The sequence below is a fragment of the Rhodococcus sp. D-6 genome, from assembly GCF_040256695.1.
GTDB classification, from domain to species: domain Bacteria; phylum Actinomycetota; class Actinomycetes; order Mycobacteriales; family Mycobacteriaceae; genus Rhodococcus; species Rhodococcus pyridinivorans.
This window is the reverse complement of the sequence record NZ_CP132970.1, coordinates 5126308-5140775: the sequence shown is the minus strand read 5'-3', so window position 1 is coordinate 5140775 and position 14468 is coordinate 5126308. Positions and strand designations below refer to the sequence as shown.

Genomic DNA, 14468 nt, shown 5'->3' with positions numbered 1-14468 from the left:
TGCGGCGGATCCGTTGACGCTCCGTGCGCCCGAACCGCTCTCCGGATATGACCTGGATCGGTTGGCCGCTGCTCGGATGGCTCACGGCATCCCCGGTAGTCGCCCTCGTATTCGGGCGCGTCGCCGCGGCGCACGACCTCCACGAGGCGCCGCACACGATTGCGCCGGTGATCGACCTGTCCGAGCGCCGAGCACTCCGCCTCGGTGAACACCACCGGCCGGAGCAGGACGGCAACGGCCCGGCAACCCTCCCGGAGCCCCGTCTTCCGATGTAAATTGTCCTTCTCGCCTTCGACGGGACAGGGATCCGGTCCGGGCGAACACCCGCCCGTGCATGTGTGCCTCCCGGATCGAGGGACGATGACCGCAGACCGCTTCACCCCGGTCCCGCCCCACAACGGCGCCGGAAACACGGCACTGACCGCAGGGATCGTCGCGCTCGTCTTCGCCTTCGTACCCGTCATCGGCGACTTCGTCGCGATCCCCGCAGGTCTGGTCGCAGTGGTGTGCGGATGGATCGGTCTCGAACGGGTCGACAGGGGCACGGCGACGCATCGCCGCGAAGCTCTGATCGGTGCGTGCCTCGGCGTCGCGGCACTGTTCGCCGTGTTCGTGGTCTTCGCAGCGGTTCACAGCAGCACCGGATGAAACAGGCCCGCGCGGTACGCGACGGGCCCTACTGGAGCCCCCTGTCAGGATTGAACTGACGACCGCTCGCTTACAAGGCGAGTGCTCTACCACTGAGCTAAGGAGGCACAGAACTCGACGGTCGCGGACGACGCGTGAGCGACGCCATCATATAGCGCGTCACACTCTCGGCGCGCACCCACCCGCCTTCGTTACGGTGGATTGCATGCCCACCCTCCCCGTTTCCCCCAGCCGTACCGGAGGCCGCGGACGGTGAGCCGCTTCGACGACTTCCTCGATCGGGTTCTCGGTACCCGCCGCGCGACCATCGACGCGGTCACCGAGGCGCCGGCGCCACTGCAGCCGATCGATCTGACCGACGATGCAGTGGTCGCCGAGGCGCTCGACGTCGCCGTGCGTGTCGGTGAGGTCCTGCTCGCCTCGGGCACCGGCGCGATCGACACCGCCGAACAGGTGCGGTTCGTCGCTGCCACCTACGGTCTGGCGCAGTGCGACGTCGACGTCACCTACAACTCGATCGTGCTGTCGGCCTATCGCGGACCGACCATGCCGCCGTCGAGCACGATGCGGGTGGTGCACTACCGCTCGATGGACTTCACGCGGCTCGCGGCCGTCGACCGTCTGACCCGCCGCGTCCGCCGCGACGCGATCTCCCCGGCGCAGGCGCACGAGGAACTGCTCGCCATCACCACCAAGGCGCATCCGTACAACCGTTGGGTGGCGACGATCGCGTGGTCGGCGATGGCCGCCTCGATCTCCGTGCTCCTCGGCGGCGACGCGCTGGTTGCGCTCGTCGCCTTCGGTTCGACGTTCGTGATCGACCGCGTCAACCGCAAACTCAACGCGGCCGGGTTGCCGTTCTTCTTCCAGCATCTGGTGGGCGGCATCGTCGCGACAGCCCCGGCGATCACGCTGTACGGGATACGGGAGACGATCGGGATCGAAGTGTCACCGGGACTGATCATCGCGGCCGGCGTGACGGTGCTGCTGTCCGGTCTGTCGCTCGTGGGTTCGGTGCAGGACGCCATCACCGGGGCCCCCATCACGGCGTCGGCGCGTTTCTTCGAAGTGCTGATGATGACGGGCGGCATCGTCGCGGGTGTCGCGACGACCCTGCGGGTCGCGTCGGTGTTCGGCGCCGAACTCCCTCTCATCAGTTACGAGGCACTTCCCGACCTCACACAGCTGCCGACGAAGATCCTCGCCGGTGCCGCGGCGGCGTTGTTCTACGCCGTCGCCTGCTACGCCGAACGTCGCGCTCTCACGGTCGCCGCGCTCGCCGGCGCCACCGGCAGCCTCGGCTACCAGCTCGCGCTCGGGTTGTCGCTCGGTCCGATCATCTCGTCGGCGCTGGCCGCGACCGTCATCGGTTTCGCCGGTGGTCTGATGGCCCGCCGCGCGCTCACGCCACCGCTGGTCGTCGCGGTCGCCGGCATCACGCCGCTACTGCCCGGTCTCGCCCTCTATCGCGGCCTGTACGCGATGCTCCGCAATCAGATGGCCACCGGCATGACGGCGCTGTTCTCGGCGTTCGGTATCGGGTGCGCCCTCGCCGCGGGTGTCACGCTCGGTGAATGGCTCGCCCGCCGCACGCGCAACCCGCGCGGTGTCCTCCGCGTCGGCGCGCTGCGTCGCCCGCAGCTGCGGCGGATCCCCCGGATCCGGCTCGACAAGAACCGCCCGGTGTGGCGTCCGGCGCCCGGCCCCGCCACGGGTCCCATCCCGGTGGGATCGCTGCACACCGGCCCGATACCCACAGCTTCCGGGACGGGCCCCATCGCGACGGGACCGATCGCCACCGGTCCGATCGCCACCGGCCCGATACCGACGGGCCCGATCGCGTCGGGTCCCCTGGCCACGGGCCCGATACCTCTCGACCCACACGGGTCGTCGTCGGGCCGGGAGGCAGGATCGTCCGTACAAACGACGAGAGCCACGCTGCGCTTTCGGCGCGGGCGTGACTCTCGGCGGATCTGACGGAAGCGTTCAGCTGCCCTGGCGGGCCTTCTCGTCGGCTTCCATTGCGTCGCGAAGGCTCTTCGGACGCATATCGGTCCAATTCTGCTCGACGTACTCGACGCAAGCGGCGCGCGACTCTTCGCCGAATACCACCCGCCACCCCTGCGGAACCTCGGCGAAGGTCGGCCACAGCGAGTACTGCTCCTCATCATTGATGAGGACGTAGAAGCGGCCGTCTTCGTCGTCAAATGGATTCGTGCTCATCTCGCCTCACTTGTTGCGTAGGTGTGATGGTCCGATATCCTACCAAGCTCGTCGATTCCTCCCCCGGCTCCGGGCAGACGGAGCTCTCGGCGTTCGACGATCGAGGTCAGGATCTCACCCGCGCGGATCGCTGCGTTGGAGAGCAACGACGCGGTCAGACCGTGTGTCTTCTCGGTTCCGCCCTGCAGGTAGACGTCGGCCGTGACGTTCTCGGGCAGCGGCAGACGGTAGTCGCGGGCGACGGACAGAACGGGTGCCTCGGGCGCGAGATCACCCAGCAGCGGCGCGAGAGGCGTGGGCTCGAAGCCGGTCGCGAGGACCACCGCATCGCACTCGAGGGTCTCGGTGTCGCCTTCGAGATTGTCGCGGATCTCGACGGTGACTCCCGCCTCGCTCTCGATCGCCGACACGACCTCCGAGGCACGACGCATGAACAAGCGGCGACGACCGCTCACCCGTTCGCGGTATTCGGTCGCGTAGAGCGCCTCGATGAGTTCGGGCGAGACGACCGAGTAGTTGGTGCTGCGGTGCAGGGCGAGCAGACGCTCACGCTCGGACAGCGGGGCCGCGTGCAGCTCGTCGACGACCTCCGGGTCGAAGATGCGGTTCGCGTACGGGCTGTCGTCGGCCGGGCTGTACCCGAAGCGGTTGAAGACGTTGTGGACCTCGGCCTGCGGGTAGTGCGTGTGCAGGTACTGCACGACCTCGGCCGCGCTCTGCCCGGCACCGACCACCACGAAGCGCTGGTGCTGCGGCTCCGGCATGTCCTCGATGTGGAAGAGGAAGTGGTGGTTGTGGAAGCAGCGGGCGGACTCGGTCGCCCACTTCGGGAGCCGGGCACGAAGTCCGACTCCGACCACGACGCTGTGCGCGTACACGACGGCGCCGTCGGCGGTCCGCACGGCGAACAGATCGGCGACCCCGTTGTGGTTGCGGACGGTCTCGACCGAGACGACCTCGGTTCCGTAGCGGACGTCGGCGTCGACGCGCGTGGCCGCCCACTGCAGATAGTCCTGGAACTCGTGACGTGTGGGGAAGAACGTCTGGTGGTTGACGAAGTCCACGAGACGGCCACGGTCGTGCAGGTAGGAGAAGAAGCTGTACGAGCTCGCGGGGTTGCGGAAGGTGACCAGATCTTTGGGGAACGCGATCTGCATCGTGGCGCCCTCGAGCAGCATGCCCGGGTGCCAGGCGAAGGCCGACCGACGTTCGAAGAAACGTGCCCGGATCGCCGAGGAGGGGTTGTCGGTGTTGTGCTCCTCGACGGCGATCGCGAGCGCCAGGTTCGAGGGGCCGAAACCGATACCGACGAGGTCGAAGACGTCTCCTTGCGAGTTGCCCTCCGACCTCCCCGCGTCATCGGCGACAAGGCTGGAACGGTCGGTCATCACTCAACTTCCGTACTAGGGGGTCCGGAGGGGCCCGCGATCGGTTCGTACGAGACGCGAAGGTAGCTCAGGCTAACCTTTGTTCGGTGAGCGTACCAGTGCCCGACGGTCCGCGGGACGTCTCGATCTCCCGGATCACAGGGACCTTCGTCGCATTTCGACGACGGCGGGCGCGGTGGATCGTCGCCGATCCCACCGCGCCCGCCTGCCGATTTCCCGTGTGAAGGGACTCCTCTAGGAAGCCAGGAAGTCCACCAGGATCTTGTTGACCGCCTCGGGCCGCTCAAGATAGCCGTAGTGCCCCGCGTCCGGGATCTCCTCGTAGCGCGCACCCGGAATGGCGTCCGCCACCTCGCGCGACAGATAGGCCGGGATCATCCGGTCGTCGGCGAATCCGACGGCCAGGCACGGCACGGTGATGCCGCGGTAGGCCGCGCGCCGATCGAACTCCCGGTCCATGCCGAGCTGCGCGCGCACGCCCGCCGACACCTTTCCGCCGCTGAACTCGAAGACGTCGAGCCAGTCGCGGGCGGTGTGCTCGTCGGCCAGCGAGGCCGGCGACAAATTCATCACGGCCGTGACGGCGGCCTGGTACTTCGGCGGCAGTTCGACGCCGCTGTCGTAGAGCTGCCGCTCGCCCTCGGTGAGCGTCAGCTGGAACTGGTCCATGCGGGCGTGACCGGCCAGGAAAACGGCCTTGCGGACGAGTTCGGGACGGGCGAGCGTCAGCTCCTGCGCGACACGCGCACCCATCGACGTGCCGATCACGTAGGCGGGGCCGCCGAGCAGTTCGATCAGGCCGGCGGTGTCCTTCACCAGGTCGTCGATGGTCATGCCGCCGAGGCTCTCGCCCGACGGTGCGATGCCGCGGTTGTCGAAGGTGGCGACCCGGTAGCCGGCCTTGACGAGCGCGGGCACCTGGTGCAGATCCCACACGCGCCCCGGACTACCCGTTCCCATGATGAGGACGACGAGATCGCCCGTTCCCTTGACCTGGTAGTTCAGCGGGATGCCGTTCACGGTGGCAATGGGCATGAATACCTTCCTCGACGAGAGCGCGGTTGTGCGCCGCGGGTCGGCGCTGTGACGTCGTGCGCCGGAAACACACACGGTGTATCTACTGCACGACCGTCCTACGGTACCGCGATGTAGACGTGCAGGACCGTGCCAGGACCGCCCTCGGAAGGCGGGTGGCGGCGAGCTGTCCGATTCTCCTAGAGTCGAAGGACGATGCGTGCTCGCACAGAGCAGCGACCCCGGGAGGACATCATGGCCGCGGACCCGACCACCGCGAACGACATCGCCGACGAGGATCTCGAACCCGTCGCCGACGAAACCGCACGACAGGCGCAGCGAGTCGTCGCTGCCTACGCAGAGAACGCGGACGAGTGCCGCATGCTGCTGTCGATGCTCGGCATCGGTCCCAGCGACAAGCACTGACGAGCTCGACACCCGTCCCGGTGCCGATGTCGGCACCCACACTGCCGGGCCGGCGACGGCACCGGCCCCGAAAGAGGACCACAACGTGACAGCAGGCGAAGCGGACGCAGCGGGGAACCACGACTCGCACGCCGGGTCGGACTTCGTGGTCGTCGCCAATCGCCTGCCGGTCGACCTCGAACGGCTTCGCGACGGCACCACCCGCTGGAAGCGCAGTCCGGGCGGGCTCGTCACCGCACTCGAGCCGATCCTGCGTTCGAACAACGGCGCCTGGGTCGGCTGGGCCGGCGTGGCCGACGCCGAGTCGGGCGTCATCGTCGAGGACGGGCTGACCCTGCACTCGGTGCGGTTGAGCACCGAGGACATCGCCGAATACTACGAGGGGTTCTCCAACGCCACGCTGTGGCCGCTCTACCACGACGTGATCGTGCGTCCGGAGTACCGGCGCGAATGGTGGAACTCCTACGTCGAGATCAACCGCCGCTTCGCCGAGGAGACCGCGAAGGCCGCCGCGGAGGGCGCGACCGTCTGGATCCAGGACTACCAGCTGCAGCTGGTGCCGAAGATGCTGCGGATGCTCCGTCCCGATCTGACGATCGGCTTCTTCCTGCACATCCCGTTCCCGCCGATCGAGCTGTTCATGCAGCTCCCGTGGCGCACCGAGATCGTGGAGGGTCTCCTCGGCGCCGACCTCATCGGCTTCCATCTTCCCGGGGGTGCCCAGAACTTCCTGTATCTCGCCCGACGTCTGGCAGGTGCCCAGACCTCACGCGGCAACATCGGCATCCGGTCCAAGCTCGGCGTGGTCCAGGTCGGCTTCCGCTCGGTGCGCGTCGGCGCTTTCCCCATCTCCATCGAATCGGGCCGGCTCGACCAGCAGTCGCGGAGCAAGGCCATCCGCGATCGCGCCAAGGCGTTGCGCAAGGAACTCGGCAACCCGAAGACGATTCTGCTCGGCGTCGATCGCCTCGACTACACCAAGGGCATCGACGTGCGGCTCGATGCGGTGCACGAACTTCTCGCCGAGGGTCGCATGGACCCGAAGGACACCGTGATGGTGCAGCTCGCGACCCCGAGCCGGGAGCGCGTCGATTCCTACGTCCACATGCGCGGCGAGATCGAGCGGACGGTCAGTCGCATCAACGGTGAGTACGCCGAGGTGGGGCGTCCGGTGGTGCACTACATCCACCGCCCGGTCCCCCGCGACGAGCTCATCGCGTTCTTCGTCGCGGCCGACGTCATGCTGGTAACCCCCTTGCGCGACGGCATGAACCTCGTCGCCAAGGAGTACATCGCGTGCCGCAGCGATCTCGGCGGCGCGTTGGTGCTCAGCGAGTTCACCGGTGCCGCAGCCGAACTGCGGCAGTCGTTCCAGTGCAATCCGCACGACCTCGAGGACGTCAAGGACAAGATCCAGGCCGCGATCGAGGTGCCGCGCGAGGACGGCCGCAAGAGGATGCGTGCGCTGCGCCGTCAGGTGCTCACGCACGATGTGGATCGCTGGGCCCGTTCGTTCCTCGACACCCTCGCCAACACCGGCGCCGCCGGACGCGCGCTGATCGCGCCGGGTGAGGCCGGCGAACCCGGCCCCACCTGACGGCTCTCTTCTAGATCGGGGTCAACCGGCTGACGAGCCAACGCCCGTCCTGCTTTTCGAGTTCGACGCGCACCCGACTGCCGCTGCTCACCGCTTCGGGGTTCTCCGAACTCGTCGTGATCTGGTTGAGGAACAGCAGGGTCACAGCGTTGTCGGCGTCGGCGGAGACCACCGACGACGCCTGCACGCTCACCTGCACGCTGATCGCTTTCTCCTTGGCGCCCGGCGCGATGATGTTCTTCATCAGATTCGTGTACTCGTCGCGGAAGTCGCCGGTGAGACCCTCCGCGGCGGCGTCGGTCTGCGCGTCCACCTGGTCGTGGGTGTAGGCGAGCATCGCGACCGCCTGTTCCTCCGCAGCGACCCTTGCCTCCGTCCGTGCCGTCTCGGCGGCGGACTGCTGGACGGTGCCGTAGGCGAGCCATCCCACCAGGACCGCGAAAACCACTGCCACGAAAGACAAACCGATCGCGATGTGTGGCAGGTACGAGGCCTTCGGATCCGAAATCGCGTCCGGGACGGAGGTGTCGGCGGCCGAGGTCTCGGCGGCGGTGGATCCGTCCTTCTCTGCGGTCCCACCGGCCACAGTGTCGTCGGTCGTCTTGCCGAGCGTCACGCGATCGTCCTTCTCGTCGGTCACGGCACGAACTCCACCTTCGACGCCAGCAATCTGCCGTTCTCGTCGCAGATCGTCACCCGCAGACGGAAGTCGCGTGCTTCGGGTTCGGTCTGGTCGGCGTTGCTCACCATCGCGCGGGAGGCGACGAGCGACGACGCGCACGTGCCGTCCTCGTTCTGGATCCCCGCTTCGAGGACCTCACCGGTGGTGTCGACGCCGGCCTGTTGCACGACCTCCACGAAAGGCCCTTCGCGGCCCTCGAACTCGGCCTTGAAATCACCCGTCGCGCCTTCGAGCAGACGTGCGACGTCGGCGTCGGCGGTATCGGCGTTGATGGTGGTCAGGTTGAGCACCGTCTGCCGCGCGGCCTGCAGGTACGCCTCCCGCTTCTCGTCGCGTTCGTTCGCGGACTGCCTGTCGACGATGAGCCAGGCACCGGTCGCGACGAGCGCGATGACCAGTACGGACGCGATGATCGCGACCGGCTTGGCCCATGCCGGCTTCGTCTTCTTGTCGATCTCGTCTGCCATCAGCCCTGCTGCGCCTTCATGTAACTCTCCAAGCTCCGATCTCCACCGAGATCGGCGTGCGTGTACACGGTGCCGTCGGGACCAATGTACGTCCCGGTCTGCGGATCGATCCGTCGCGCCGCGACCCCGGCGGGAGCCGTGTCGCCGCGCTCACCGTAGGAAGCGGGTGTGGGTGCGACGTTCTCCGAGGCCACCGGTGTCGGCGGTCCGGTCCACGGATTGTCCGAATAGGTAGGGCTGTACCCGGTGCGGCACGTGGCGGGCGTCGGTGCGCGACGGCCCGGGTACTCCATGCACGGTACGTTCCGGGCGCCGCGGACCGCGTTCGGATAGTCCTGTGGCAGTTGACAGAAGATGTCGCCGGGTGTGTCGACCACGGAGGTATCGGCCGGACTGCGCCACTGCTCCGGCGGCACGAAGCCTGCCAGGCACGGCGGCGGATCGTTGACCTGCAGGTGGAAGTCCACCACGGCACCGTCCTCGGGCGGGCCGGCGCCGGCCGCGGTGATCAGGGCCGTCGTCATCGGCGGGTACAGCACCAGGATCTGCTCGATGCCGGCGTTGTAGACCACACCCACCTCGCCGACGCTCACCAGATTCGCAAGCAGCAACGGCAGGGTCGGTTTCAGTTCCTGCAACAGGGATTCGGTTTCGGCAGCGGCACCCGGTCCGACGTCGAGCAGGGCTCGCAGGTCGGGGTCGCTCTCGCGCAGGCGGTCGGTGAAGGTGACCATGTCGCGTGTCCACGACCGGATCGCATCGCTCGTGACCACCTGCGTGTCGAGCAGCGGACCGATCTGGTCGATCAACTGCCGTGTCTCGGCACTGTTCGCCGAGGCCTCCTGCACGAACAGGCGCGTCGAGTCGATCAGTTCCTGCAGTTCGGGTCCGGAGCCGTTGAACGCGTCGAACGCCTCGTCCACCACGGTCTGCAGCCGGGTGTCGCTGATCGAGGCGAGCAACACGTCGGCCTGGTCGAGCAGGGCACCGACCTCCTGCGGCACGCTCGTGCGGTCGATCGGGATCACGTCGCCGTCGGCCAGGTGTTCGCCGCCCGAACCGTCGGCTCGGGGAACGAGATCGACGTACTGTTCGCCGACAGCCGAGACGCTGCGCACCGCCGCGTCCACATCGGCGGGAATCTTCGCGTCGCTGTCGATGGACAGCAACGCCTCGACCCCTGTCGGCGACAGGGCGACGCTCCGCACGGTGCCGACGGTGTTTCCGCGATAGGTGACGTTCGAGTGCGGATACAGACCGCCGGTCGACTGCAGTTCGACGACGATCTCGTACCGTCCGATCCCGAACAGCGCCGGCAACTTCACGTACATCAGCGACATCACGACGAGTCCGACGACCGTGAGGATCGCGAAGATCGTGAGCTGGATGCGGACGAACCGCGTGAGCATCATGGTGCGGGCACCCCCAGGGGCAGGCCGGGAATGGTGATCTCACCGATGCCGGGGATCGTCAGTTTCCCTTCGGGACCGGGAGGCGGCGGCGGGGGTGGTTCGAGCGGTGCGCGGAACGGGTCCGTCGCCTGTGCGGCGAGTCCCGCGTCGCGGCCGAGGATGCCTTCCGGGCCGGCGAGGCGTCCCGCGAGCGGCGTCCCGGACAGGAAGTTCAGGTCGAGGCGGTCGAGGGTGAGGTCGATCGTCATCGCGAGGTTCGCGTAGTCGCCGCGGATGATGTTGTTGATGCCCGCCTGCGGGAAGGGATAGGTGAGCAGCACACCGAGCACCTCGGTCAGGGCACTGCCCGAATCGGCCAGGGCCTTCAACGTCGGCGCGAGCCCTTCGAGATTCGCCTTCAGATCGTCGTTCGAGGTCTCGACGATCCGGCTCGCCACGGTGCTCAGTTCACCGAGCGAACTCATCGCGGCGGTGAGGTTCGAACGCTGATCCGAGAGCACCTCCAGCGCGGGTGGCAACTCCTCGAGGGCGCGGACGAGTGTCGCGTTCTGGTCGTCGACGGTCGCGGCCAGCCGGTCCATGCCCTCCAGCGCCGCGATGATGTCGCCGCGCTGCGTGTCGAGGGTGGACACCAGTTCGTCCAGGCGCGGGAGCAGATTCCGGATCGAGTCCTCCCGGCCGACGAGCGCCGCGTTCAGTTCGGTGGTGATGTCGTTGATCTGCGCGAGTCCACCACCGTTGAGCACCACCGACAGCGACGAGAGTGTCTGTTCGGTGGTCGGATACGCACCGGCGCGTTCGAGCGGGATGACGTCGCCGTCCTCGAGCCGGCCCTGCGGGGGTTCGCCGACGGGCGGGATCAGTTCGAGGTGTTGCGACCCGAGCAGACTCGTCTGCCCGATCCGGGCGAGCGAGTTGGCCGGAACGATCACGCCTTCGTCGAGCGAAACCGTCACGAGCGCGTGCCAGCCGTCGAGTTCGATCCCCGAGATCGACCCCACGGTGACGTCGTCGACCCGCACGGGCGAGTTCTGGGTCAGGGTCGTCACGTTGGGCATCTCGATCTGCACCTCGTAGGCGCCCTCCCCGCGGCCGGCGCTGCCGGGCATGGGAATCGAGTTGAGTCCGTCCCACTCGCAGGCGGTGAGCGTCGTGCTCACCGCGACCGCGGTGGCCGCGACGCCCAGGCGGCGGAACATCGAGCGGCCGGTCATCGCACTCCTCCCGGCTGCAGCAGAGAACCCAGATCCTGCGGGACCTGCAGCGACGGCAGGCCACCGAGGATCCCGTCGACCGGCGACGCGGTCTCCGAGGACGACGGCTCGGGCGCGGTGCCACGACCTGCCGACGCCTCCTCGAGCCAGGTTTCGGTGTAGACGATGTCGTCGGGGAAGGCCTGCACACCGGCGAGCGGATTGACCAGCAGCGGAAGGTAGTTGGCGTTGATGGACGACAGCACCGGGCCGAGTTGCTGGCGGCACAGTTCCTCGCTGCGCTCGGAGGTCGCGTTCGCGGCGGCCGCGACCGACCCGCACATCCACTCGACGGGGTTGGCGAGGTTGTTGATCGCGAGCGCGCCCGTGAGCGACCCCTGCGCCGGCTTGTAGATGTTGTAGAAGTTCGCGAGGGAGGTCGGGCCGGAGTGCAGCACCCGCTCGATCTCGGGACGTTTGCGGGCCAGCACTTCGGTCGCATCGGCCAGCCGCTCCACCGATTCGGTGAGCCCGGCCCGGTTGTCCTGCACGAACCGCTGTACGTCGCCGACGGCGATGTTCAACTCGGACAAGGAGACACCGAGCTGGTCGGAGCTCTGCGCGAGCACGTCCGAGACCGACGCGAGACGACCGCCGAACTGCACGATCTGTTCGTTGCTCGACGAGAGGACCGACACGAAGGTCTGCAGGTTGCGGATCGTCGAGAACAGATCGGTGCGCCCCTCCGAGAGCGTGCGCATCGTGTCCGACAGCTCCCGAAGGGCCTCGCGCACGGTCTGCCCGTTGCCCTCGAGATTCTCGGCTGCGGTGTCGATGAACCGGCCGAGAGATCCCTGCGGATCGAGTTCCTCTGGACCGAGCGCTTCGGACAATCGCATCAGTTCGGTCTTGATCTGGTCCCACTCCACGGGAGAGGCCGTGCGCTGCATCGGGATCGTCGCGCCGTCCTCGATCGTCGGGCCACCCGAGTACACAGGGGTGAGCTGGACGAAGCGCGCCGAGACGAGACTCTGCGCGATGACGACGGCACTCGCATCGGACGGGATCTCGACGCCGTCGTCGACCTTCATCGTCACCTGTACGAGGTCGTCGCGGGGTTCGATGTCGCTGATGCGCCCCACCGAGACGCCGAGCACCCGCACGTCGTCGCCCTCGTACAGGCCGCTGGTGGACGCGAATTCGGCGTGGATCGTGCGTTTGCCGAGGTCCGGCAGGACGAACACGGCGAGGGCGCCGAGCACGAGCACGACGACGGCACCGATGATCACCGGCACCAGCAGGGGTGGGCGACGGCGGGCGGTCGTCGGGGCGGTATCGGTACTCATTCGCCGTCCCTCTTGATCGTCGGGGGCCCGTCCGGGATCACGTCCTGGAGATCCTCGGGGAGAAGATCGGGCGCGACCTGGCTGTCCACGATGGCCTTCCACCACGGCGCCGGCAGGATGTTGGACACGTAGGCGTTGAAGAACGGTCCGCTGGCGACGGATTCCCCGAGGGCGCTGATGTACGGGCCCAGGCCGTCGAGCGCCCCGGCGATGTTCTCCTTGTTCGCCTGCAGGTTGGCCGTCACGAGGTTGAGCTTCTCGAGTGTCGGTGCCATCTGCGCCTGGTTGTCCTGCACGAGCCCGGTGAGCTGACGCGAGACGGAGGAGATGTTCGCGATCAGTTCGGTGATGGCGTCGCGGCGCAGGCTCAGTTCGCCGAACAGAGCGTTCGCGTCGACGATGAGCGCGTTGACCTGGTCGCTGCGCTCGGCCAGGATGCCCGTCACGCTCTCGGCACGCTCGAGCAGTTGGTGCAACGACTCGTCGCGGGCGTTGATCGACTGCGACAGGCGGGTCATGCCCTCCAGGGCGCCCTGGATCTCGGGCGGGGTGTTCTCGAGGGTTTGCGACAGCGCGTCGAGCGAGTCGTTGATGCGATCGGTGTCGAGTTCGGAGACGGTCGTCGTGAGATCGCCGAGTGCGTCGGTCAGTGAGTACGGCGAATTGGTGTGCTCGATACCGATGATCGAGTTCGGGCGCATCACACCGTCGCCACCGGGGCGCAGCGCCAGCGATTTCCGGCCGAGCACGGTGTTGGTCTTGATGTCGGCTCCGGTGGTGTCGCCGAGCCCGATACCGTCCCGGATGCGGAAACTCACCAGCACGGCCTGACCGTCGAGGCGCACCTCGGTGACGTCGCCGACGTTCACGCCGGCGAGCATGACGTCGTCGCCGGGCACCAGACCGCCGGCGTCCTGGAAGCGCGCCGAGTAGCTCAGGCCGCCGGAGAGGAAGTGCAGCTGGTCGTACTGCAGACCGGCGAGAACGATCGCGGCGGACACGGCCAGGCCGATGATGCCCGTCCGGATGTAGTTGGGGTCACGGGGTGCACTCATTCGACCTTCGCACACCTTCCCGTGTCGTGGTTCGCCGTGGTGTACCGGATCGTGGTGCCGTCCGGTCCGGAGAACTTGAAAGTATTGGCACAGAGGAAGAATTGGAAGAAGTTTCCGTATGCACCCACGCGGATGAGTTTCTTGTAGTCGGAGGGCAGGCGTTCGAGCGTGCGGTTGATGTCGTCCTTGCCGAGGTCGAGCTGGGTCATGGTGCGGTTCGTCTCGGCGATGACCGTCTGCAAGTCGGGCCGGTTGTTCTGCAACAGCGCGGCGAGATCCGCGGTGCCGGAGGCGATCGGCGGGATCGACGCGCCGATGGGATCACGATCGGCGGACAGCCCGCCCACCAGGGTGTGCAGCTGTTCGATCGTGTTCTCGAACTCGCGGTCGTGATCGTCGATCGTGCCGAGGACGGCGTTGAGGTTGTCGATGACGTCGCCGATCAGTTGGTCGCGGTCGGCGAGTGAGTTGGTGAACGAGTTGGTGTTCCCCAGCAGCGACACGAGCGTGTCGCCCTGCCCCTGGAAGACCTGCAACAGAGCTCCGGAGAGGTCGTTGACCTGCTGCGCGTCGAGGCCCTGCAACAGCGGCTTGAACCCGCCGAGGAGCAGGTCGAGATCGAGGGCGGGTTCGGTCTGCTCGATCGGGATGTTGCCACCGGCGGGCAGGACGTCGACGCTGCCGGCACCTTCGAGCAGTTCGAGATACCGGTCGCCGACGAGGTTCTCGTATCGCACGGTGGCGCGGGTGCCGGTGAACAGCGTGTGTTTCGCGTCCACGTCGAACTCGATCTCGGCGGTGTTGTCGCGGCCGATGTCGACCTTCTTCACCGAACCGACCTGCACCCCGGCGATGCGGACCTTGTCGCCGGCACCGAGACCGGAGACGTCCGTGAAGGTGGCCCGGTAGTTCTCGGTGCCGGTGAACCGCGCCTGGCTGAACACGACGGCCAGCCCGGCGAAGATCAACGTCATCGTGACGGCGAAGATCAGGAACTTGACGGTGGTCGCTCTCATG

At 67.5% G+C, this 14468-nt stretch carries 15 protein-coding genes and 1 tRNA gene; 5 read left to right on the top strand and 11 right to left on the bottom strand.

The features are described from left to right. Positions 1 to 47: 47 nt before the first annotated feature. Both RBB84_RS24245 and RBB84_RS24240 read left to right on the top strand, forming a co-directional pair. The gene (locus tag RBB84_RS24245; RefSeq protein ID WP_064255983.1) at positions 48 to 275 is read left to right on the top strand and encodes a hypothetical protein; all 228 of its coding nucleotides are present in this window, start codon (positions 48 to 50) and stop codon (positions 273 to 275) included. 85 nt (positions 276 to 360) lie between these two features. Beyond that, complete coding sequence (locus tag RBB84_RS24240; protein ID WP_064255984.1) at positions 361 to 648, top strand: hypothetical protein; 288 nt, start codon at positions 361 to 363, stop codon at positions 646 to 648. A gap of 32 nt (positions 649 to 680) precedes the next feature. On the opposite strand, the gene RBB84_RS24235 is transcribed toward RBB84_RS24240, so the two are convergent. After that, positions 681 to 755, bottom strand: a tRNA-Thr gene (locus tag RBB84_RS24235). 145 nt (positions 756 to 900) lie between these two features. On the opposite strand from RBB84_RS24235, the gene RBB84_RS24230 reads away from it, so the two are divergent. Further along, entirely contained in the window at positions 901 to 2625 is a 1725-nt protein-coding gene (locus tag RBB84_RS24230; protein ID WP_064256897.1) for a threonine/serine exporter family protein, read from the top strand. Between the two features lie 9 nt (positions 2626 to 2634). On the opposite strand, the gene RBB84_RS24225 is transcribed toward RBB84_RS24230, so the two are convergent. From RBB84_RS24225 to RBB84_RS24215, 3 genes are all read right to left on the bottom strand, one after another. Then, complete coding sequence (locus RBB84_RS24225; RefSeq protein WP_006551884.1) at positions 2635 to 2871, bottom strand: MbtH family protein; 237 nt, start codon at positions 2869 to 2871, stop codon at positions 2635 to 2637. Continuing rightward, on the bottom strand, positions 2868 to 4259 hold the full coding sequence (locus tag RBB84_RS24220) for a SidA/IucD/PvdA family monooxygenase (protein WP_064256898.1): 1392 nt from the start codon (positions 4257 to 4259) through the stop codon (positions 2868 to 2870). The genes RBB84_RS24225 and RBB84_RS24220 overlap by 4 nt, the downstream gene beginning before the upstream one ends. Before the next feature lie 234 nt (positions 4260 to 4493). Beyond that, a complete protein-coding gene (locus RBB84_RS24215) occupies positions 4494 to 5294 on the bottom strand; it encodes an alpha/beta fold hydrolase (protein ID WP_016692418.1) in 801 nt (266 codons plus the stop codon). A gap of 195 nt (positions 5295 to 5489) precedes the next feature. Here RBB84_RS24215 and RBB84_RS24210 point away from each other — a divergent pair, with 195 nt between their 5' ends. Further along, the gene (locus tag RBB84_RS24210) at positions 5490 to 5699 is read left to right on the top strand and encodes a hypothetical protein (RefSeq protein ID WP_016692417.1); all 210 of its coding nucleotides are present in this window, start codon (positions 5490 to 5492) and stop codon (positions 5697 to 5699) included. 85 nt (positions 5700 to 5784) lie between these two features. Then, positions 5785 to 7296: a trehalose-6-phosphate synthase gene (locus tag RBB84_RS24205; protein WP_064256899.1), complete on the top strand. Its 1512-nt coding sequence runs from the start codon at positions 5785 to 5787 to the stop codon at positions 7294 to 7296. Between the two features lie 10 nt (positions 7297 to 7306). Here the strand turns inward: RBB84_RS24205 and RBB84_RS24200 are convergent, their stop codons facing one another. Genes RBB84_RS24200 through RBB84_RS24170 form a run of 7 tightly spaced genes read right to left on the bottom strand, consistent with a single transcriptional unit; the run spans position 7307 to position 14467 of the window. Further along, positions 7307 to 7936, bottom strand: coding sequence for a hypothetical protein (locus RBB84_RS24200; RefSeq protein ID WP_064256900.1), 630 nt, complete (start codon positions 7934 to 7936; stop codon positions 7307 to 7309). Beyond that, positions 7933 to 8445, bottom strand: a complete 513-nt coding sequence (locus RBB84_RS24195; protein WP_064256901.1) for a hypothetical protein — start codon at positions 8443 to 8445, stop codon at positions 7933 to 7935. The genes RBB84_RS24200 and RBB84_RS24195 overlap by 4 nt, the downstream gene beginning before the upstream one ends. Next, the gene (locus RBB84_RS24190) at positions 8445 to 9857 is read right to left on the bottom strand and encodes an MlaD family protein (RefSeq protein ID WP_064256902.1); all 1413 of its coding nucleotides are present in this window, start codon (positions 9855 to 9857) and stop codon (positions 8445 to 8447) included. The genes RBB84_RS24195 and RBB84_RS24190 overlap by 1 nt, the downstream gene beginning before the upstream one ends. Then, entirely contained in the window at positions 9854 to 11071 is a 1218-nt protein-coding gene (locus tag RBB84_RS24185) for an MCE family protein (protein ID WP_024102958.1), read from the bottom strand. Before RBB84_RS24185 ends, RBB84_RS24190 begins: the two co-directional genes overlap by 4 nt. After that, positions 11068 to 12396, bottom strand: a complete 1329-nt coding sequence (locus tag RBB84_RS24180) for an MCE family protein (protein WP_064256903.1) — start codon at positions 12394 to 12396, stop codon at positions 11068 to 11070. Before RBB84_RS24180 ends, RBB84_RS24185 begins: the two co-directional genes overlap by 4 nt. Next, positions 12393 to 13451, bottom strand: a complete 1059-nt coding sequence (locus tag RBB84_RS24175) for an MCE family protein (protein ID WP_019290089.1) — start codon at positions 13449 to 13451, stop codon at positions 12393 to 12395. Before RBB84_RS24175 ends, RBB84_RS24180 begins: the two co-directional genes overlap by 4 nt. Beyond that, complete coding sequence (locus RBB84_RS24170; RefSeq protein WP_024102956.1) at positions 13448 to 14467, bottom strand: MCE family protein; 1020 nt, start codon at positions 14465 to 14467, stop codon at positions 13448 to 13450. Before RBB84_RS24170 ends, RBB84_RS24175 begins: the two co-directional genes overlap by 4 nt. Position 14468: the final 1 nt, after the last annotated feature.